Genomic DNA, 20,265 nt, shown 5'->3' on the forward strand with positions numbered 1-20,265 from the left:
CGCGCACCTTGGGAGAATCAAGACTCGCCGCTCCTTCGTCAACCGACAATGCGCGTCAGGCTGTGGAATCGCCAGACCAGAGCCGATGCGGCAAGCGCAAGTGCGGATACGAAGCCGAGCCAGACACCTTGCGGCCCGAAGCCGAGCGGAAAGGCAAGAGCCCAGCCAAGCGGGATAGCCACAGGCCAGTAGGCGAGGATGGAGATCACCGAAGGGATTGCGGTATCGGACATGCCGCGCAGGGCACCCACAAGCGTCGACTGAAGACCGTCGACGACCTGGCTGAGCGCGAATACAAAGAAGAGTGCGGCAGCCAGTTCGATGACGGCGGGATCTGACGAGATCAGGGCCGCGACCTCGGCGCCATAGAGACCGAGCACCAAGGTCGCTCCGGTCAGCCAGACCGTCCCCATCCCGAGCGCCGCAAAGGTGACGCGGCGCACCCGATCAACGCGCTTTGCGCCCGCCGCCTGGGCGACACGAATGGCCACGGCTCCGGCAATCCCGAGTGGCACCATGTAGAGCAGAGTTCCGACGGAGAGCGCCACCTGATTGGCAGCGAGCGCAACCGATCCAAAGAGACCGATGAGCATGGTCGCAACCGCCATCGCAGCCGTTTCCGCGACATACATCAGGCCGAGCGGAGCGCCCTCCCGCACGAGGGACACCGTATCGACAGAGGTGCGATCGCTTCTCGTCCGCAACCGGACAGTCGACATCGACCATCGCCAGTAGGCAAAGGCCGCAAGCAGCGCAATGCTCTCGGCGACCAGTGACGCAATACCGGCCCCGACAAGGCCGAAGGCCGGCAGAGATCCAACGCCGTAGATCAGACAATAGTTGAGCGGAATGTTCAAAACACAGGCGAGCGCTCCGAAACTCACCCCCATCCAGGGGCGATCAATGGCCTCGAAGGCCGATTTGAAGATCGTGAGGACCGCATAGGGAATGAGAAAGGCGGCGATCAGATGCCAGTAGGGAGTGACCTGCGAGAGCACATCGGCCGGCTGTCCGAAATAGGGCATCAGAAGGAGCGAGGCACTCATCAACAAAGCCGCGCCAGCGCCAGTCACGGCCCCCAGCACCAAACCGGCCCGCAGGAAGGCCGCCACCTGACGACCCTGTCGCGCCCCGAAGGCCATCCCGATGCGGACAGAGATCACCGACAGAAAGCCGTAGATCGCCGCCAGCATGACGGTCGCAACCGCACCCGCAAGGCCCACGGCGGCCAGGGGCACATGCCCAAGCGGCGCAATCATCAGGGAATCCGTCACGGTAATCACGGCACCGGTGCTCAGGCCCACCACGATGGGCACGGCCAGACGCGCGATATCCTTGAGTTCAGTCAAAAAGCTGGGGGTCATGGGAATTGTGTCGTCACGTTCAGGAACATTCAAGACTGCCGCGTGCCTTCTTCAGCAGACGGTCAAGGTCTTCAAGTTCGTCGGGGGTCAGCGCGCGGGAAATACGCTCTGCTGTTTCGGCATAGATCGATTTTTCTTCTGCAATGAGCGCGCTGCATTTGGCCGTCGGTGCCAGAAGCACAGAACGTCCATCGGCACTGTCAGAGAGCTTGTCGAGATAGCCGCCGAGATGCAGCTTGCGCACCATCACCGATGCGGAAGCCCTGCTCACCCGCATCTGATCGGCCAGATCCGCAAGCCGCAGCGGCTTCTCGGCAGCAATCACCAGATAGAGATAGTCGAGTTCCGTCGCGGTCAGGTCCATGGAGCCGCTTTTCTGGGACTCTTCCCGCCATCGGAACCACATATGCCACTGCAGGCAGCGTAGACTTTCTTCCAGATCCATTTCGCACGCTCTATATAGTTAGACTAACTAACTATATAGAGCGTATCCGTTTTGCAAGCCCCTGCCCCAAGGATGGACTCGAACCAGCGCGACAAACGAAAACAGCGCCGGTGTTTCCACCGGCGCTGCAATCGTTGAACCTTAGCCTGAAATCAGGCGGCGTTCTTGGCGTAATCGGCCGTCGGCACTTCGGCGATCGTCTTCAGCACGACGGAAGCGATCTGGTAGGGGCAGCCCTGGGAGTTCGGGCGGCGATCTTCCAGGTAACCCTTGTAGCCGTTGTTGACGAACGAGTGCGGAACGCGGATCGAGGCACCACGGTCGGCAACGCCGTAGGAGAACTTGTTCCACGGAGCCGTCTCATGCTTGCCGGTCAGGCGCAGATGGTTGTCCGGACCGTAGACGTCGATGTGCTCCTGCCAGTTCTTGGCAAAGGCCGCCATGAGGGCTTCGAAGTATTCCTTGCCGCCAATCTCGCGCATGAAGGTGGTCGAGAAGTTGCAGTGCATGCCCGAGCCGTTCCAGTCGGTGTCGCCAAGCGGCTTGCAATGGAATTCGACGTCGATGCCGTAGGTTTCGCAGAGACGCAGCAGCAGGTAGCGGGCGATCCAGATCTGGTCGGCAGCCTTCTTGGAGCCCTTGCCGAATACCTGGAATTCCCACTGGCCCTTGGCCACTTCGGCATTGATGCCTTCGTGGTTGATGCCGGCTTCGAGGCAGAGGTCGAGATGCTCTTCGACGATTTCACGGGCGATCGAGCCGACATTCTTGTAGCCGACGCCGGTGTAGTAAGGGCCCTGCGGAGCCGGATAGCCCTGCTCCGGGAAGCCGAGCGGACGGCCGTTTTCGTAGAAGAAGTATTCCTGTTCGAAGCCGAACCAGGCGCCTTCGTCATCCAGGATCGTGGCGCGGCTGTTCGACGGATGCGGGGTGACGCCATCGGGCATCATGACTTCGCACATGACGAGAGCGCCGTTGGTGCGAGCCGGGTCGGGATAGATGGCGACCGGCTTCAGCACGCAATCCGACGAGTGGCCTTCGGCCTGCATCGTCGAGGAGCCGTCAAAGCCCCAGAGCGGCAGCTGTTCCAGGGTCGGGAAGCTGTCGAATTCCTTGATCTGCGTCTTGCCACGCAGGTTCGCTACCGGCTTGTAGCCATCGAGCCAGATATACTCGAGCTTAAACTTGGTCATGGTGCTCTCTCTTCAGTCTCGCGCCACTCATCGGCGCAACAGAGGGGTGATTCTCCGGGTGCCCGGGAGTCGAAAGATAAAAAGCAGGAAGCGTGCCAGTTTGCAGACGGACCGCGAAATGCGGCCATTTTGTCGCAGGCGACCCGCCAAATCGCCAACATTGCAGGCCTTTCTTTAACAGATTGAGCGCATACTCATGGAACAAGAGGCGCGTGTCCGGTGTTGTCAGGCCACCTAAGATCACGAAAGCGCTGTGATGATTTTAAATTCATCACTTTTTCTGCTTTCATATTGCCCACAAAATAGGCATTTTGCACTTTTCATGTGCATTTCAGTTTCAGACGTGGTAAGCATGAACCATCGAGACAACACTCGGTGAAACGAGAGGTAGTAGCATGACAACGAACATGGTTCGGGAATCGGCGAAGATCTACGAATTCCCGGTGCGTGACCTGGCCCGCCTCAACGCCATGCGTGAGCGCCAGACGCCGAAACCCGTGATCTATGAGAGCGGTTCGGCAAGCTGGTATCACGAGGAAGCGATCCGCGAAGCCGAACGGGCGCCGAAGCAGTAAGGGCGAAAGCCCAACAAGAAAGCCGCCCGCATTGCGGACGGCTTGAAGCATGCGACGAGCGGGCCATTGCCCGCTCTTTTCGTATCTACCCCTAGACTCAGGCCTTGGTGCCGAACAGGCGAAGGCGCATCACGCCACCATCCGGATGCACGCCGATCCGCACATGCGTGACCGGACCGATCTTCTCGAGCTGGTCGCCCTCATAGAAATGCTCGGCATCCATCTGCATCTTCTGCCGCGTCAGGATCGGCTGCCACTGTTCGGACGCCGCGATCTCCGCTTCGGAGAAGGTATCGCCCGCGTCAGGCAGATAGGCGCCAAGCAGCTCGCAGGTGTCGGGATAATTGCCCTTGTAGAAATGCGTATCGATCAGCACCCGGTTGATCAGACCAGCATGGCCGAGCCGGATGATCGCCCAGTCATGGCCGGGGCCACGGCGGCGCTTGGTTTCCCAGCCATCGCCCATATTGGTGCCGCGACCGGGCGACAGGATCTTGTCGGGATGGCCGTAATGGGCATCAGACCAGGCGTGCGACTTGGCGCCATGGAAGATATAGGCGAGATCGATTTCTTCCGTCGCGCCAACCTTCGACCAGTCGAAATGGGCAGCACCGTAGACGCGCAACCGCGCCACGCCGCCATCCGGATAGATGTGCAGGCGCAGATGCGTCCAGACCTTCGATGTGTCGGCATTGGCAAAGAAATGCTGGGCAGACGCGCCGAGCGGCGACTTGGCGACCAGTTCGGTCCAGACGGTCGCCTCGGTCGGATCGCCGCTTTCTAAGAAAGCCGCCTCGATCGAGCCATGCGGCGGGTAGTTGCCGGTAAAGAAGCGTGTATCGACATCGAAACCGAAGATTCGGCCCGGCATGGCAAGACGGATGATCGCATAGTCATGCCCCGGCACGCGCTTGCGACGGCTTTCCCAGCCATCCATGTATTTGCCGTTGTCGTCGTAGAGGTCCGGATCGAAGGTTGCCGGATCGTCGTTCAGCATGCGCGACACCGGCGCGAAGAACTCGTCGGTCGAGTAAATGCCCACGGCACCAAGGCGGGCCGAGGCGAGATTGACGGCACCGGCAGCGAAATCCGGCAGGACGACGGTGAGGTCTCAAGCATGTCAGTTTGTCTCCGGAAGCAGGGCTTCAAGGCGAAGCCTGGCGATTTTTTCCACCTGCTGGCAGGCAGCGTCGAATTCCTGATCGCGGCCATTGGCAATCCGCGTTTCGAAGGCGGCAAGAATGTCGTCCTTCGTCAGCCCTTTGACCGCGATGATGAAGGGAAAGCCGAACGTCTCGACATAGGCCGTATTCAGCTCGGTAAAGCGGGCATGTTCGTCAGCGCTCAACCGATCGAGCCCGGCGCCAGCTTGCTCTCGCTTGCTGTCTTCCGTCAGCTCGCCCGCAATCGCAAGCTTGCCTGCAAGATCAGGATGCGCACGCAATACGCCAAGCCGCTCATCCTGGCTTGCCGTGCGAAACATCGCAGCCATAGCATCATGCACGTCGAGCGCCGTCAGCGGCGCCTCGATCATGCCTGCATCGAAGGCACGCTCCGCAATGAAGGGCGAATGTTCGAACACCCCGCCGAAACGCTGAACGAAGTCCGCTCTGTCCATGCCGTCAATCCAGTATCATGTGAGGCCGCAGCTGTGACAGCAGCGGCAAGGAGGGCCTGCCCGCACATCCCGCGAAGCAGTTGATGACAAGGATTAGCCGAGCCCCCTGGTCTTGTCGAGTTTCCGAAGGCGACAGGCACTTTCAACGCAAACCCCAGGGTCCTTAGCTTGCAGCAGACCCGGATCGACCTATCTACAGCTTGCTCCCCCCATCACATTTGAAAGGATACCCCATGCCGATTGCCAAAGGCTATGCCGCAACGGATGCCTCCAAGCCATTGGTTCCCTTCACCTTCGAACGTCGTGAACCGAACGCGGACGACGTGGTGATCGACATCAAGTTCTCCGGCATCTGCCATTCCGACATCCACCAGGCGCGCAACGAATGGGGCAACTCGACCTTCCCCATGGTGCCCGGCCACGAGATCGCCGGCATCGTGACATCAGTCGGCTCGAGCGTTTCGAAATACAAGGTCGGCGACCGCGTCGGCGTCGGCTGCTTCGTCAATTCCTGCCTGCATTGCGAACGCGACCTTTACCGCGAACAGTATATGCCCGGCCTCGTCGGCACCTATAACTCCACGGAAGTCGACGGCGTGACCCCAACGCAGGGCGGCTATGCCGACTCGATCGTCGTCCAGGAAGACTATGTGCTGAGCATTCCGGACAACATACCGCTCGACAAGGCAGCACCGCTGCTCTGCGCCGGCATCACGCTCTATTCGCCGCTCAGCCACTGGAAGGCTGGCCCCGGCAAGAAGGTCGCCGTCATCGGCATGGGCGGTCTCGGCCACATGGGCGTCAAGATCGGCGCCGCCATGGGTGCAGACGTCACCGTGCTCAGCCAGAGCCTGTCGAAGAAGGAAGACGGCCTCGCCTTCGGCGCCAAGGAATACTATGCCACCTCGGATCCGGAGACCTTCAAGACGCTCGCCGGCGCCTTCGACCTGATCCTCTGCACCGTCAGCGCCGAGATCGACTGGAACGCCTACCTGAACCTTCTGAAGGTCGACGGCACCATGGTCCTGCTCGGCGTGCCGGAAAACCCGGTTCCCGTGCATGCCTTCGCCCTGATCGCCGGCCGTCGCTCGCTCGCCGGCTCGATGATCGGTTCGATCAAGGAGACCCAGGAAATGCTGGACTTCTGCGGCAAGCACGACATCACCCCGGAGATCGAGATCATCGACATCGCCCAGGTGAATGAAGCCTATGAACGCGTCATCAAGAGCGATGTCCGCTACCGCTTCGTCATCGACATGGCGACCCTCGCCAAGGACTGAGGCTGGTCGCGTTGACTGAACGCGAAGGGCCCAGTCTGCGCTGGGGCCTCTTTTCCTGGAGAGGCCTGTCCCCAAACGAGACGTCATCCTCGGCCTTGTGCCGAGGATCTACTGCGGTCGAATGCAATTGAAACGTCGCAGATGCTCGGGACAAGCCCGAGCATGACGACCTCACAGCTCAAGCCCGTCTTGCCAGGCCCTTGGCGGTATCAAACCTGCAACTGATACCCATTCCGCTCCGGAAACGGCCAGTCGGCGAGAAGCGCCATATCCGGTCGATAAATCTCCACCTTCAGCGGATAGCACTTGGCGACGTCGCTCGAATGGCTGGTGCTGCAATCTCCACCCGGACAGGCCGAGAGTGCGCCGAGCAGATCGATCTCCGCAAACATTTCGAGAAAATCACCCGGACGGACGGGGCTTGCCTTCATGAAATACTGCTGCGTATCGCGGGTGAAACCGGTGCACATGAAGACGTTCAACACATCATGCACATGCGGCTCGACCACCTTGATGTCAGCACCCGTGTGATGCGCCAGCGCCCGGCAGAGGTTGGAATGGCAGCAATGATGGTAGTCGCCGCCTGAGAGCAGCCGGTTGGTATAGGGATCGCAACGCGTGCCGATCACGTCATGCACGCCGCCACCGAATTCGTCGAATCCGTACCAGCCGAGCGTATCATGGCTGATCGTGGCCATGGGCCGCAGCGACGGCAGATTGCTCCAGAGACGGTTGCCGGTCGTCACATGCGTCGCATGCAGCGCCCGCGTCTTGCCGGAAAAGAAGCGCTCGGAAAGATCGTTGGCGTTCCACAGGTTGAGATCGCCGACTTGCGGTCCCTCGACGCTGACGATGCGGAAGAAATGCCCCTTCGGCACCTCGAACGTGTTGCCCTCGCGCGGCTCAACGATCACCTCGCCAACCTTCTCCATCGTCGCCCGCGCCCGCTCCAGAATGCTCATATCGGGTGCGACAAGCGACTCGACCGGATAGCAGACGACAGGCTTCACGGCGCGGCGGGCAGCCGCATCGGCGGGAACGGGGACGTTGGCGTTAAAGGCGGACATGGCGGCTCCGGGGTTCGGCATGGGATTGAGGCTTGCCGCAAGGTGCCCCACCTACCCCCCTCAAGACAACCGCCTCTCTTCTTGCCCCATGGCCAAGGCTGACTTAGTCATAAAGCCATGAAACTGCCACCACCCCCCACACTCCGCGCCTTCGAGGCCGCGGCTCGCCGCGAAAGCTTCCTGCAGGCCGCAACCGAACTCGGCATGACGGCAGCCGCCGTCAGCCAGCATGTGAAGGCGCTGGAGGATTGGCTGGGTCTCGCCCTCTTCGAACGCCGCTCGCGCGGCGTGCGCCTCACCGCCGACGGCCGCGAACTCGGCGCTGCCTGCTCGGAAGGCCTCGGCCACATCGCCCGCGCCGCAGAAAGACTGACCGCCCGCAAGTCCATGGCCCGCGCGAGCCTCGCCTGCATGCCTTCGGTCGTCACCCACTGGCTCGGCCCCCGCCTGCCCCGTTTCCGCGCAGCGCATCCCGAAATCCAGGTCTCGATCGTCTATCCTTTGGGGTCATTGACCCCGGATGAAGCCGGCGCAGACCTGCTGATCGGACACGGGACCCGCCCGCCGGGTCGGGCGGACCGCATCCTGGACGCCGCCACCCGGCCCACCTGTGCGCCCGCTTATCTGGAGCGGCACGGGCCGATCTCAACACCCGCTGACCTCCTGAAACAGGACCTGCTGCACGACGCGACCGAGGCCGCCTGGCAATCCTGGCTGGCGGCACGCAGGATCGAGGGCCCGACACTCGCAGGACCGCTCTATGCCGATTTCAACCTGCTGGTCAGTTCGGTGCTGTCAGGCCTTGGCATCGGCCTTTGCCCGACCGCCCTCATCACCGACCATCTGGCAGCGGGCACCTTGAAAGTGCTGTTCGATGAAGCCGCCGACGAGGACAAGGCCTATTGGCTGCTGTCAGGCGGGGATCTGTCCGAGCCAGCCGCGATCTTGCGGGATTGGTTGCTGGCGGAAGCCGCGAGTTCGGCTTCGATCGCCTGATACTCGACGCAGGCCTTCTCATACTCGGCACGGAATGCCGGGGATTCCATGAGCTTGGACTTGAGGTCGCCGAGTGTCGTCATCAGGCCCTCACCACGCCGGCTTGTGATGCTTGTGCCAGTGCTCTGCAATCTCAATGCGCTTCGGCACCCAGACCTTCTCATGGCTCGTCACATAGTCGATGAACCGCGCCAAGGCCGCCGCGCGCCCCGGACGACCGACGAGGCGGCAGTGGAGGCCGACGGACATCATTTTCGGGCTGCCGTTCTTTCCCTCCTCGTAGAGCACGTCGAAGGCGTCTTTCAGATAGGTGAAGAACTGGTCGCCGGTGTTGAAGCCCTGCGGCGTGGCGAAACGCATGTCATTGGTCTCGAGCGTATAGGGAATGATCAGGAAGGGCTTGCCTTCGAGATCCGGCACCCAGAATGGCAGGTCGTCGGAATAATTGTCGGAGGAGTACGTGAAGCCGCCTTCCTCCATCACGAGGCGCAGCGTGTTGTCAGAAGGCTTGCCCTGATACATGCCGAGCGGATGCGAGCCGGTCAGTTCCTTATGCAGGCGAACCGCCTCGCGGATATGCTCGCGCTCGACGTCTTCTGGAAAGTCCTTGTATTCGAGCCAGCGATAGCCGTGGCTGGCGATCTCCCAGTCGGCTTCCTTCATGGCGGCAACGGCCTCAGGGTTGCGCGCCATGGCAAGCGTAACGCCATAAACCGTCACAGGCACCTTGCGCTCGGTGAACATCCGCCACAGCCGCCAGAAACCGGCGCGCGAGCCGTATTCGTAGATCGATTCCATGTTGAGATTGCGCTGCCCCGGCCAGGGCTGGGCGCCGACGATTTCTGACAGCAGGTTTTCCGAGGCCGGGTCGCCATCGAGAATACAGCTCTCGCCGCCCTCCTCGTAATTCACCACGAACTGCACCGCGATCCGCGCATCGCCGGGCCATTTCGGATCGGGAATGTCGCGGCCATAGCCTATCAGGTCGCGGGGATAAGGAGCAGTCGTCATCGGTTCACCTCTCGTGTTTTGACGCGAGGCTATTGGCGAGGGCGGCGCCTGTCGAGATGGAAAACACGCATCTTGCTGCAGCGCACAGGTGTCAGGCGATCTTGCGGCTCGAAACCCGGCCCAGCGGATGCAGCGAATGTACGGTAAACGGCGCACCACGTTCAGTCTCGACAAACAGCGCGAGATTGGTCACCACGACAGGCTCGGCGAGAACCGGGTCGAAATGCGCCTTCAAGCCCTGCTCGATTCGCGGGAAATCTCGCGCCAGAAGCGGCCCCGTCAGTGTCATGTGGAAACGGTATTCGTCCATCACATAAGGATGGCCCCAGCGGCTGAGATTGCTGAACTGCGGCGCAGACAAGCGGTCGGGATTGCGCCGTTCGATCTCGACTTCGGAAAGCGGCGCACGAAAACCATCGAAGGCCTGCACAACCGAGGCCGCGAGATGATCGACCTCCGGGCAAGGCCGCTGCAGGATGAGCCCGAAGACGTCGCCGATCCGGCCAACCGAAAGCCCGCGCAATGCGACTGGCTCCATCTGGCCGGCGAAATGCATCAGGTCACGCAGGAGAGAGGCCTCGTTCGCACCTTCGCTCAAGCGGAACGGCGCCTTGAATGTCGCATGAAAGCCGAAGCGTCGCGGAAGGGCCGTGTGAAAGGCAATCTCGTGCACGCCAAGACCTTTCAGCCCCGGATGCTCCTCCGCCTCGCCGGAGAACACGTTGCGGCCGAGCCAGCGCGCCGCTGCATCGGCAAGCGGATCACGGGCAGGCGGCGTAAAGCAGATGGCATAGCGCATGTCGAGCACCTCACACTGGCTCGCGACGGCACTTTAGCAGTTGCCGTTACAACCCGGTGGATAGGTGATTTGCATGACAGTATCACGAAGCGCGCGAGGCAATTTCACGGCAGCTCCCCGAGCTAATCCCTGTGATTTCAGGGTAATTCGGTAAATTACTCATCACCTGCGCGACGCGCAGCCACCGAAACGTGATGGGCGAAGGCAAAACCGTGAGGCAACTGCAGGGCTCCACCGGCAATCGAATCGAGAACTGCATCCGCCAGCCGGTGCGCAATGCCGAAGCTCACCTTGAAGCCGCCGGCCAGCGCATGCACACGAGGATGATCGGGATGAGGGCCGACCATCGGATCCCGATCCACCGCCTTGGGTCTGAGACCCGCCCAACGCTCGACAATCTCCGCCCCGCCCAGCATCGGCGCAAGCTCGCGTGCGGCGGCAATCAGGTCTTCGAGTTGCCCATCGGTGGAAAACGGATGTTCGAACGTGTTTTCGCTGGTGCTGCCGATGGCGACCAGCTCGCCTTCATGCGGCACCACGTAGAGGCCGTCGAGATAGAGGAGCGGCAGATCCGTCGGCAGGTCCAGTCTGAGCAGCGCCGCCTGCCCCTTAACGCCCCTTCCGAGCGGCTTGCGAAGCGCCGGTCCGATGGCTTCGAGCAGCGGGAAGGACCCGACACCGGCTGCGACCAGCAGATCCCCGTAACCGATGACGGTCCCGTCGGCGAGCTTCACCTGGCTTGCCTGCGCATCGATCGATTGCACGGCGGCCCCGACCAGCAACCGTACACGCCCCGATCGTTCGAGACGCGCCCGGATCGTGGCCGTCAAAGCACGCGGCGAGACACGGCCCGCGAGGCGATCGAACACGACGCCAGCCTCCGAAAACTTCGGCGAGGGCCAGTCGGCAAAGGGACTCTCGTCAAGGACGGTCCAGTCGAAGGCCCTGCCCTCTTGGTTCCAGTTCGTTGCCGCCTCTGCCGAATGGCGTTGGGCAATCGGTCTCAGATGCGGCTTTGGCAAGGGGATGAGACGACCGCAGCGCTGATAACCAGCTGAGAGCCCGGTTTCGTCCTCGAGCAGAGCGATCTCTGCCTCGAGCGACAGCAGCCCCTCGAATTGCAACTGCTTCTTCTCGTTCCAGCGATCGGGCATATGCGCCATCAAAGCGCCGAGCAGGCCGCCGCTCGCACCGCTCGCAATACCGTCACCGTCGATCAGGATCGTATCGATGCCACGGCGCTCTGCCTTCAGAGCCGCCCAGAGGCCCATGATGCCGCCACCGACGATCACGAGATCGGCGCGCAATTGACCTGACATCGCAGCCGTTTTATCGGACATCACCATGACCCATTCAAATTATCCGCCAGGCACCGGCGACACCAAGGCACCGTTGGCCTGGCACGACGGCGATATGCCCTTTTCCACCGCCTTTGGCGATCATTTTTATTGCCAGACCGATGGCCGGCTCGAATGCGGCCACGTCTTCCTGGCCGGCAATGGACTTCCGGATCGCTGGCGCAATGCAGACGATTTCACCATCGGCGAACTCGGCTTCGGCACCGGGCTGAATGCCTGCGAGACCTGGCGGCAGTGGAAGGAGCATCGTGATCCCGGCGCTTACCTCCACTTCGTGTCCTTCGAGCTCTTCCCCATGCAGGCGGAAGAGATCGACCGCGCGCTCGCCCGCTGGCCGGAGATCGATGCCGAGCGGCAGGCGCTGGTCTCGCTCTGGCCGACAGCTCCTTCAGGCGTCGTTGAAATCGATCTTGATGATCAGACGCGTCTGTCCGTCGTCTGCGGCGATGCACTGGAGAACCTGACGGCAAGCATGCTGACCTTCGATGCCTGGTTCCTCGATGGCTTCGCGCCGTCGCGCAATAGCGCCATGTGGTCGGCCGAATTGATGCAGCGGGTCCACGACACGACACGGGTGGGCGGCAGCTTTGCGACCTATGCCGCAGCCGGCTTCGTCAGGCGCAATCTCGGCGCTGCCGGTTTTGACGTCGAGCGCCGACCAGGTTTCGCGGGTAAGCGTGAAATGCTGTGCGGCGTCAGGCGCTCGGCCTGATCAGCCTTCGGCGGCGATCCCGGTGACGGACCTGCCGCTCCATTGCTCGATCTTGCGCATCAGAAGTTCCGGCGAGATCGGCTTGGACAGATAATCGTCCATTCCCGCGGCAAGACAAGCCTCACGGTCGCTATCGAGCGCATGGGCTGTCACGCCGATGATCGGGATCCGTCCTCCGCCGCGCGTCGGCTCTTCCGCCCGGATCGCGCCGGTCGCCTGGTGGCCGTTCATGACCGGCATCGAGACGTCCATCAGAATGAGATCCGGCGGCTCGCTGCGCCAGGCCTCGACGGCCTCCTCGCCATTGCCAACGATGCGATAAGCGATGCCGCTTCCGGTGAGGATCTGCCGGAAGACGATCTGGTTCACCGCATTGTCCTCGGCGATCAGCACCCGAAGGGCACTGGCATCGCGAACGGCAACAGCAGCCGGCTTGCGCTCCAAAGTTACAGGGACGCGCGGAGCCAGTGGCGCAGGTGGCGAAAGCGGACGCAAGCGAGGCGAATTTACGCCATGAACGCGCGCCGTTCGCACCACATCGATGATCGCTCCACGCAACACATTGGCCCGCGCCGGCTTCATCAGATGCGCCTGGATCTTCAGGCTTTCAAACAGCCTGTCATCGCCGACCATATCCATCGAGGTCAGGAAGACGAGCGCAATATCGTCGAACCGACGATCGCTGCGGATCGCCTTCGCGACGTCGATGCCGTTCATATCGGGCATCTGGTAGTCGACGACGACGACGTCAATCACGAGCCCTTCTGTATGGGCTGCATCGAGAATATCGAGGCCGGTCGGTCCATCCGGAACCGCGAGCCCGTCGAAACCCCACATATCCAGTTGCTCGGTGATGATGCGGCGATTGACGGCGTTGTCATCGATGACCAGCACCCGCGCATCCTTGACCGTGGCTGGCAGTTCTTTTTGGCCGCGGCGCTCGGCAACGATGGCGAGCGGCAATTCGACGGTGAAGGCTGAGCCGCGCCCGACCTCGGATTCGACCTGCAGCTTGCCCCCGAAGAGGCGCACGAGACCGCCGGTGATCGCGAGTCCGAGACCCGTACCCTCGTGGCGACGGGTCGAAGATGTGTCAACCTGGGAGAATTTCTCGAAGATCTTCGCCTGCATGTCCTGGGGAATGCCGATGCCGGTATCCTCGATCCGCAGCTTCAGGATCGCCTGCCCCTCCGCCACAGCGTCCGCGGACACCTCGACATGCACGTGGCCCTTTTCGGTGAACTTGATCGCATTGCCGAGCAGGTTCGTCACGATCTGCCGGAAACGCCCCGGATCACCCATGAATGTGTGGCGCACCTTCTGCTCGCCGGAGACCACGAGTTCGATATCCTTCTCGGCAGCGGCGGCAGACAGCAGCGTCGCCACATCTTCGATGGCTTCCACCGGATCGAAGGGCGACTTGCGCAGCTTCAACTGTCCGGCATCGATCTTCGAGAAATCGAGAATGTCGTTGATGATGGTGAGCAACGCGTTGCCGGACTTCACCATGATATCGACGAAGGTCTTCTGACGGCTGTCGAGCTCGGACTTCGACAGCAGTTCCGCCATGCCGAGAACGCCATTCATGGGCGTGCGGATCTCGTGGCTCATATTGGCGAGGAAGTCGGACTTCGCCTTGTCGGCCGCCTCGCTGCGCGCCAAGAGCACTTCCAGTTCGGCTTCGCGCTCCTTCAGCTCGGTGAAATCGGTGAGCACGACAACACAACTGCGGTCGCCACCGAAGGTCGCTTCCAGCTTGACCCAGGTCTTGCCGTCGACGAGGAAATTGGTCGAGACTGCGTTTGCTGTCTGCACGGCCGATTGCCATTGCTGCAGAATGTCGTGCGCTTCCTCGCCGAAATCGCCACGCGCCGCGCAATATTCGAATATCGGCCGCCAGCTTTCGCCCGACGCCACCAGGTTTTCGGGCAGGTTCAGGATGCGGCTGAAGGAAGGATTGACCTCCGCGATCCGTCCCTGCTCGATCATCATCAGGCCCTGCGTCATCATCCGCATGGATTCCTGGACGAAGCGCCCGAGCCGCTCCAGCTTTTGCTGCGCCTCGTCGATCTCGCGTTCGCGCGCCCGCATCTCGGTGAGATCGGAATAGGTGAGCAGGATCTTGCGGTCATGCAACCGCGTGATCGTGGCCAGAACGAACTTGCCATCGTCATAGGCAAGTTCGGTGACATGCGAGCCTTCCAGCGCATCGAACTGCGCAAGACGGGCGCGATAGCCTTCCTCGAACTCGATCCCAGGCCAGGCATAGCCGAGCTTGTGGTTCATCTCGCAATAGGACCGGAAGGGCAGCCCGTTCAGCTGCATGTCAGCCGGCCAGCGCCAGATTTCCCGGCACTTCTCGTTGGCGAATTCGACCATGTAGTCGGAATTCATGATCACCACGCCGACTGGCATGACCTGCAACATCGAGACGATGTCGGCATAGAGCGACTCGGCGCGTGCCTGGGCCGCGACCAGAGCCTCCTGGCCCTTCTTGAGCATCGAGATGTCGTTGACCGAGCCGACGAGGTAATGCTTGTTCTGCGCCGTGGTGATCCGGCTCAGGCGCGTGATCACCGAGATTTCCTCGCCGCCGCGGACGACGACTTCCCGGTTCTTCTCGATCATTTCGCCGGTCGCGAAGATCCGGAGGTTCTCCTCCTTCATGATCTGACCGTTCTCCGGCCAGAGTTCTTCTTCGGTCAGCCCGTAGATGTCTTCCCGACGCTGGCCGTGAAGGTCCTCATAAGCCTTGTTCACATAGATCATCCGGCGATCCGGATCGCGGATGAAGACAGGCACCGGCATCTGCTCGAGCGCTGCGCGATAAAGCAGCGTCTCTTCTTCGCGCTGATAAATGTCGGAGACGTCGGTATAGGTCAAAAGAATGCGCCCGCCCTCAAGGCGGCGGCTTGCGCCGGCAAGTGCCCGCCCCGACGGCGTCTTCACGTCGATCAGCGGCCCCTCTGCGAGGCTGAGCACCTGTTCGATGCGATAGGCGACGCGCTCGTCGATTTCTTGTGCAGAGAGATTGGGCATTCTGCGGACCATCGCCAGCGTCAGAAAGTCCCGGTAGGACATGCCCTCCAGCTTCTGCGAGGCATCAAATTCCGTCATCTCGACGGCCGCCGCATTGGCAAAAGAGATCTGCAAATCGGGATCGAGAACGATGATACCGACCGGCAGCGACGCCATCAGGCTGTGAAGCTGCAACTGTAGCGCTTCCGATTCCTGTCGGACGCTTTCCAGCTTCTCCTGCTCGTGTCTGAGAGGAGACAGGTCGGTGATCGAGCCGACGATGTAGCGTTCGCCATCCGGCCCGGTGACGGCCCCGGTGCGGCTGAGGACGGGGATTCGCGTGCCATCGGCCCGCATGAAATTGTCCTGAAATTCCTCTGTCACGCCGCATTCGAGGACGCGCTGGTTGCCCTCGAAATACTCCTGGCCGAGCTCGGGAAAATTTTCCTGCTCGGTCCGCCCCAGGAGATCCTGGATGGGCCGTCCTACCATCTGCGAATAGACGCTGTTGGCAAAGAGCAGCCGGTGGTCAGAGCTGCGCACATAGGTCGCAATGGGATATTGCTCGAGCACGGCCTGGAAGAGGGCAACAGAGGGCAGCGTCCCCAAGACCGATGGGTCGGACGGTGTTACCGTTCTTTGCTCCTCCATGAAACCGAAGAGATAGAGCCGGTCGTCGTCGTCGAAGAAACGTTCGATATGCAGGACCCGCGTCGGTCCGCCGGGTTCAGCCCGCAGCTGCAGCGCTTCCTCTTCCCCGAACACCAGGACCCGCCGCTCGCGATCGTCGCGCAAGGCGTCCAGATCGCTTCCAAGGATTTCGCGATCGCTGCGACCGACGAAGCTTTCGGCCGACAGGTTGTGCAGGTCGGCGAAGGCCGCATTGACGGCGACGTAACGAAGCTCGCTGTCCTTCACGTAGGAAGGCAGATCGAGCACCGCGATCTTGTCGCAGACCAAGTCCAGCAAGTCGCTTCCCCGGATCAAATCAGTTTCTCCCTCCTCCGATCAATGACGCGGAATGGTAAACAGCGGGTAAGCGAAGCACCATCCAAAGCTTTAAAAGCGAAGCAGAATGAACGCGTATCCCTGACGGATCACTCCAGCCGCACCACTGTTCCAGATGAGCCGGTTTTTCGTCGCAAACGGCAATGCCTTTTGGCTTCCGAACCTGCGAGACTTGATGTCGAGATTGACACAATGGATCGACCATGAGCGACATTACGACCTCCGCCTTGTCCGAGACTGAAACCCTCTCTGCAGGCGGTGAACGCCGCAGGCGCACGGGCGGTCGGGGAGCCGAACGTGTCCGCACGGGTGCGGCCGGCAAGTATCGCAATCTCGTCAATCGCCTGACCAAGACCGAGCTTCTCGACCCGTCGGCCCTCGACGACATGCATGAGGCATCGCTCACCATTCTCGAAGAGATCGGCATGGACATCATGCTGCCCGAGGCGCGCGCCATCATGAAGGCGCATGGCGCAGAGGTGACGGAGGGATCCGACCGCGTCCGCTTCGACCGCGGCCTGATCATGGACATGATCGCGTCGGCCCCGCGCGAATTCCAGATGTTCGCACGCAATCCCGAGCGAAACGTCAAGATGGGCGGCAACAACCTGGTATTTGCCCAGATCGCCTCTGCCCCCTTCGTCGCAGACCGCGAGGGCGGCCGCCGTGCCGGCAACCAGGAAGACTTCCGCAAGCTGGTCAAGCTTGCTCAGTGCTACGACGTGATCCACACGACCGGCGGCTATCCGGTCGAGCCGATCGACATCCACGCCTCGGTGCGCCATCTCGACTGCCTCTCCGACATGGTGAAGCTGACCGACAAGGTCTTCCACTGCTACTCGCTCGGCAAGCAGCGCAATCTCGACGCCATTGAGATCGCCCGCATCGGCCGTGGTGTCTCCATGGAGCAGATGGAAAGCGAGCCCTCGCTCTTCACCATCATCAACTCGTCTTCGCCGCTCCGCCTCGATGGGCCGATGCTTCAGGGCATCATCGAAATGTCGTCGCGCGGCCAGGTCGTCGTCATGACGCCGTTCACGCTGGCCGGCGCCATGGCGCCCGTCACCATCGCCGGTGCGGTCGTGCAGCAGAATGCCGAAGCGCTGTGTGGCATCGCCTTTACCCAGATGGTCAAGCGCGGCGCCCCTGTCGTCTATGGCGGCTTCACCTCGAATGTCGACATGAAGACCGGTGCGCCTGCCTTCGGCACGCCCGAATATATGAAAGCCGTCATTGTCGGTGGCCAGCTCGCCCGCCGCTACGGCATCCCTTACCGTACCTCGAACACCAATGCCGCCAACACACTGGACGCCCAGGCAGCCTATGAGAGCGCCTTCTCGCTCTGGGCGCTGACGCAAGGGGGCGGCAATTTCATCATGCATTCGGCCGGTTGGTCCGAGGGTGGGCTGACTGCCTCCTTTGAGAAATTCATTCTCGACGTCGACATGCTGCAGATGGTCGCCGAGTTCTTGACGCCCCTAGACGTCAGCCAGGATGCGCTGGCGCTGGATGCCGTGCGCGAAGTCGGCCCTGGCGGCCACTTCTTCGGCACGGCTCATACGCTCGCCCGCTATGAGAGTGCCTTCTATTCGCCGATCCTCTCCGACTGGCGCAATTTCGAGACCTGGACGGAAGCCGGCCGCCCGACAACTTATGACCACGCCAATCGCGTCTTCAAGGAAAAGCTTGGCTCCTACGAGCGCCCGCCGATTGACCCGGCCGTCGAGGAAGAACTCGACACCTTCGTGGCGAAACGCAAGGCCGAGGGCGGGGTTGCGACGGATTTCTGAGGAATGGAATCCGACCAGGAAACGCGGAGATCCCGACAGACAAAAGCCCCGACCCGTTAAGGTCGAGGCTGCATGGTTTTGAAGTTCGAAAACGGGCTTCCTCCTGACGGAGGTCGCCTGCCCGCTATGCGGAGCGACGCATCCCGGATGCATAGCCTCTGTCGACTTGGGCATTGCTGTTGACGGCACTGATCTCGAAACGCTGAACCAGTTGGCGCAGGCGCGTACTTTCAGTGGCAAGGCCTGCACTCGCAGCACTCGTCTCTTCGACCATGGCCGCGTTCTGCTGAGTGAACTGGTCCATTTGATTGACGGCCGTGTTGACTTCGGCCAGTCCGGTCGCCTGTTCCTTTGCAGATGTGGCAATGGCGTTCATCTGGACGTTGACGGTCGTGATGAAGCTCTCGATCGTCTTCAACGCGGCACCGGTGTCGCTGACCAGCTTCACGCCTTTGGACACTTCCTCGGTCGAAACCCGTATCAGGTCCTTGATTTCACGAGCAGCTTGCGCTGACCGCTGTGCAAGTTCGCGGACTTCCTGGGCGACAACCGCAAATCCCTTGCCGGCGTCGCCGGCACGGGCCGCTTCAACGCCCGCATTGAGGGCCAGGAGGTTGGTCTGGAAGGCGATCTCGTCAATCACACCGATAATGTTGGAAATCGACTGAGACGACTGCTCAATACGTCCCATGGCTTCAACGGCGCTGGCAACTACGGTGCCGGAAGTCTCGGCACTGTGTGCGGCATCCGATGCAGCGGCGCGCGCCTCCTCCACGCGGTTTGAAGCATGACGGACATTGACCGTAATTTCGTCGAGCGCTGCAGCTGTCTCTTCGAGCGATGCAGCCTGCTGTTCGGTGCGTCGTGACAGATCATTCGTGCTGCCACTGATCTCCCGGCTACCAGTGTCGATCGAGTTGGTGGTGTGAGCGACGGCGGAAAGTGTCTCGGCAAGCTGCGAGACAGCTTCATTGAAGTCCTTGCGCAATGTCTCGAATTCCTCGGCGAAAGGCTGCTCCAGGCGGACCGTGAGATTGCCCTTTGCGAGTTCCGCCAGACCGCCTGCCAAGGTTGCGGTTGCCTGGGTCATCGTCTCGGAGCGAGCCTGATCCAGTCTTGCCCGCTCGGCGCGTTCGGCCTCGGTCAAGGATTGCTGCTGCTTCGAATCGGCCTCGAGTTTCCGGGCAGCGATTGCGTTGGCCCGGAAGACTTCCACTGCGGCGGCCATGGAGCCAAGCTCATCACGACGCCCCATCGCAGGAGTGTCGATGGCGGTGTCACCATCAGCCAGCTTGCGCATGGCGACCGTCATGCCGCGAAGCGGGGCTGCGAGGCTGCGTGTCAGGAGGATGCCCATGGCAACGGCGATGAGGGCAGCGGTCAGCCCTCCGGCAATCAGGGTCTTGGTACCCGTCTCGAACGCCGCGTTTTCCAAAGCTGTTCGCTCGTCGGAAACTTTCTGGCTCGCTTCATCAAGAGCAGTAAGCGCCTTGCGGATGTCGCTCAAGCGCGCGGTCGTCGCAAGGTTGCTGCGGGTCTCTTCAATTTTCGCCGGATCGCGTGCGTTGGCGACAGTCGCATCGAGCTGAGCATAGAACGTCTGTATCGCCTGGCGCGCCGGCGGGAGATAGGTTTCGGCTTCCGCTTTGCTGAGCTTCTGCTCAAGCTCAGTCATGAGCGGCGGCAAGGCATCGCCATACTTTGCCATGCGCTCGGTGAATTCCTCATTCAGACTGGCGACAAAGCCTCGCATGGCATTCTGGTGCTCGACCAGCGTCGCAAGTATCTGACTTGATAGTTTCAGGACCGACTGCGTCTGCTGATTGGCCAGCGTCGCCTCATGGATCCGCTGCATCGACACAAATGCCACGGAGCAGAAGGCGATGACAACGAACAGGACAGAGGCGAATGCCAAAGTCAGCTTGCGGGATACTCGGAGGTTTTTCATAGCCGTCTTTCAGAAGTTGCTTTCATACCTCCACCTATCGCCTCGACCCCTTAATATTTATGGAATTTAGGAGAACGGCATAA

At 61.3% G+C, this 20,265-nt stretch carries 16 protein-coding genes; 5 read left to right on the top strand and 11 right to left on the bottom strand.

Features of this window, described 5'->3' with window-relative positions; translation table 11 throughout:
* Positions 1-38: 38 nt before the first annotated feature.
* From GH983_RS13040 to GH983_RS13050, 3 genes are all read right to left on the bottom strand, one after another.
* The gene (locus tag GH983_RS13040; protein WP_153762610.1) at positions 39-1,364 is read right to left on the bottom strand and encodes an MATE family efflux transporter; all 1,326 of its coding nucleotides are present in this window, start codon (positions 1,362-1,364) and stop codon (positions 39-41) included.
* Between the two features lie 19 nt (positions 1,365-1,383).
* Complete coding sequence (locus GH983_RS13045; RefSeq protein ID WP_197277983.1) at positions 1,384-1,728, bottom strand: MarR family winged helix-turn-helix transcriptional regulator; 345 nt, start codon at positions 1,726-1,728, stop codon at positions 1,384-1,386.
* Between the two features lie 233 nt (positions 1,729-1,961).
* Positions 1,962-3,002 carry a glutamine synthetase beta-grasp domain-containing protein gene (locus GH983_RS13050; RefSeq protein WP_054148429.1) on the bottom strand — a complete coding sequence of 347 codons (1,041 nt, stop codon included), beginning with the start codon at positions 3,000-3,002 and terminating at the stop codon, positions 1,962-1,964.
* 395 nt (positions 3,003-3,397) lie between these two features.
* Here GH983_RS13050 and GH983_RS13055 point away from each other — a divergent pair, with 395 nt between their 5' ends.
* On the top strand, positions 3,398-3,577 hold the full coding sequence (locus tag GH983_RS13055; RefSeq protein WP_054148428.1) for a DUF2735 domain-containing protein: 180 nt from the start codon (positions 3,398-3,400) through the stop codon (positions 3,575-3,577).
* 97 nt (positions 3,578-3,674) lie between these two features.
* Here the strand turns inward: GH983_RS13055 and alc are convergent, their stop codons facing one another.
* Both alc and uraD read right to left on the bottom strand, forming a co-directional pair.
* Complete coding sequence (gene alc, locus GH983_RS13060; RefSeq protein WP_371418353.1) at positions 3,675-4,619, bottom strand: allantoicase; 945 nt, start codon at positions 4,617-4,619, stop codon at positions 3,675-3,677.
* 78 nt (positions 4,620-4,697) lie between these two features.
* Positions 4,698-5,195: a 2-oxo-4-hydroxy-4-carboxy-5-ureidoimidazoline decarboxylase gene (uraD, locus tag GH983_RS13065; protein ID WP_153762612.1), complete on the bottom strand. Its 498-nt coding sequence runs from the start codon at positions 5,193-5,195 to the stop codon at positions 4,698-4,700.
* A gap of 233 nt (positions 5,196-5,428) precedes the next feature.
* Here uraD and GH983_RS13070 point away from each other — a divergent pair, with 233 nt between their 5' ends.
* Entirely contained in the window at positions 5,429-6,475 is a 1,047-nt protein-coding gene (locus GH983_RS13070) for an NAD(P)-dependent alcohol dehydrogenase (protein WP_153762613.1), read from the top strand.
* 209 nt (positions 6,476-6,684) lie between these two features.
* Here GH983_RS13070 and GH983_RS13075 read toward each other — a convergent pair whose 3' ends face one another.
* On the bottom strand, positions 6,685-7,542 hold the full coding sequence (locus tag GH983_RS13075; RefSeq protein ID WP_069043587.1) for a DUF1989 domain-containing protein: 858 nt from the start codon (positions 7,540-7,542) through the stop codon (positions 6,685-6,687).
* A 117-nt stretch (positions 7,543-7,659) separates the two neighbouring features.
* On the opposite strand from GH983_RS13075, the gene GH983_RS13080 reads away from it, so the two are divergent.
* On the top strand, positions 7,660-8,538 hold the full coding sequence (locus GH983_RS13080) for a LysR substrate-binding domain-containing protein (protein ID WP_069043586.1): 879 nt from the start codon (positions 7,660-7,662) through the stop codon (positions 8,536-8,538).
* A 90-nt stretch (positions 8,539-8,628) separates the two neighbouring features.
* On the opposite strand, the gene puuE is transcribed toward GH983_RS13080, so the two are convergent.
* The 3 genes from puuE to GH983_RS13095 form a co-directional block, all read right to left on the bottom strand.
* Positions 8,629-9,549 carry an allantoinase PuuE gene (gene puuE, locus GH983_RS13085; RefSeq protein WP_069043585.1) on the bottom strand — a complete coding sequence of 307 codons (921 nt, stop codon included), beginning with the start codon at positions 9,547-9,549 and terminating at the stop codon, positions 8,629-8,631.
* Positions 9,550-9,640: 91 nt separating this feature from the next.
* A complete protein-coding gene (locus GH983_RS13090) occupies positions 9,641-10,348 on the bottom strand; it encodes a DUF1045 domain-containing protein (protein ID WP_153762614.1) in 708 nt (235 codons plus the stop codon).
* 155 nt (positions 10,349-10,503) lie between these two features.
* Positions 10,504-11,694, bottom strand: coding sequence for an FAD-binding oxidoreductase (locus tag GH983_RS13095; RefSeq protein ID WP_153762615.1), 1,191 nt, complete (start codon positions 11,692-11,694; stop codon positions 10,504-10,506).
* Between GH983_RS13095 and mnmD the strand changes: the two genes are divergently transcribed.
* Positions 11,693-12,418: a tRNA (5-methylaminomethyl-2-thiouridine)(34)-methyltransferase MnmD gene (gene mnmD / locus GH983_RS13100; RefSeq protein WP_153762616.1), complete on the top strand. Its 726-nt coding sequence runs from the start codon at positions 11,693-11,695 to the stop codon at positions 12,416-12,418. The genes GH983_RS13095 and mnmD overlap by 2 nt on opposite strands.
* On the opposite strand, the gene GH983_RS13105 is transcribed toward mnmD, so the two are convergent.
* On the bottom strand, positions 12,419-16,405 hold the full coding sequence (locus GH983_RS13105) for a PAS domain-containing protein (RefSeq protein WP_194842716.1): 3,987 nt from the start codon (positions 16,403-16,405) through the stop codon (positions 12,419-12,421).
* Positions 16,406-16,647: 242 nt separating this feature from the next.
* On the opposite strand from GH983_RS13105, the gene GH983_RS13110 reads away from it, so the two are divergent.
* Positions 16,648-18,234 (top strand): trimethylamine methyltransferase family protein, encoded by a 1,587-nt coding sequence (locus GH983_RS13110; protein WP_069043581.1) that lies wholly within the window; start codon positions 16,648-16,650, stop codon positions 18,232-18,234.
* Between the two features lie 124 nt (positions 18,235-18,358).
* Here GH983_RS13110 and GH983_RS13115 read toward each other — a convergent pair whose 3' ends face one another.
* Complete coding sequence (locus GH983_RS13115; RefSeq protein ID WP_153762618.1) at positions 18,359-20,182, bottom strand: methyl-accepting chemotaxis protein; 1,824 nt, start codon at positions 20,180-20,182, stop codon at positions 18,359-18,361.
* Positions 20,183-20,265: the final 83 nt, after the last annotated feature.

This window comes from Agrobacterium sp. MA01, assembly GCF_009650195.1.
Taxonomy (GTDB): domain Bacteria; phylum Pseudomonadota; class Alphaproteobacteria; order Rhizobiales; family Rhizobiaceae; genus Allorhizobium.

Coding starts and splice junctions, on each gene's coding strand:
- mnmD (WP_153762616.1), top strand. CDS start 11,693: ATGACCCATTCAAATTATCCGCCAGGCACCGGCGACACCAAGGCACCG.
- puuE (WP_069043585.1), bottom strand. CDS start 9,549: ATGACGACTGCTCCTTATCCCCGCGACCTGATAGGCTATGGCCGCGAC.
- GH983_RS13040 (WP_153762610.1), bottom strand. CDS start 1,364: ATGACCCCCAGCTTTTTGACTGAACTCAAGGATATCGCGCGTCTGGCC.
- GH983_RS13050 (WP_054148429.1), bottom strand. CDS start 3,002: ATGACCAAGTTTAAGCTCGAGTATATCTGGCTCGATGGCTACAAGCCG.
- GH983_RS13080 (WP_069043586.1), top strand. CDS start 7,660: ATGAAACTGCCACCACCCCCCACACTCCGCGCCTTCGAGGCCGCGGCT.
- GH983_RS13045 (WP_197277983.1), bottom strand. CDS start 1,728: ATGGACCTGACCGCGACGGAACTCGACTATCTCTATCTGGTGATTGCT.
- GH983_RS13110 (WP_069043581.1), top strand. CDS start 16,648: ATGAGCGACATTACGACCTCCGCCTTGTCCGAGACTGAAACCCTCTCT.
- GH983_RS13070 (WP_153762613.1), top strand. CDS start 5,429: ATGCCGATTGCCAAAGGCTATGCCGCAACGGATGCCTCCAAGCCATTG.
- GH983_RS13075 (WP_069043587.1), bottom strand. CDS start 7,542: ATGTCCGCCTTTAACGCCAACGTCCCCGTTCCCGCCGATGCGGCTGCC.
- GH983_RS13055 (WP_054148428.1), top strand. CDS start 3,398: ATGACAACGAACATGGTTCGGGAATCGGCGAAGATCTACGAATTCCCG.
- GH983_RS13090 (WP_153762614.1), bottom strand. CDS start 10,348: ATGCGCTATGCCATCTGCTTTACGCCGCCTGCCCGTGATCCGCTTGCC.
- uraD (WP_153762612.1), bottom strand. CDS start 5,195: ATGGACAGAGCGGACTTCGTTCAGCGTTTCGGCGGGGTGTTCGAACAT.
- GH983_RS13095 (WP_153762615.1), bottom strand. CDS start 11,694: ATGGTGATGTCCGATAAAACGGCTGCGATGTCAGGTCAATTGCGCGCC.
- GH983_RS13115 (WP_153762618.1), bottom strand. CDS start 20,182: ATGAAAAACCTCCGAGTATCCCGCAAGCTGACTTTGGCATTCGCCTCT.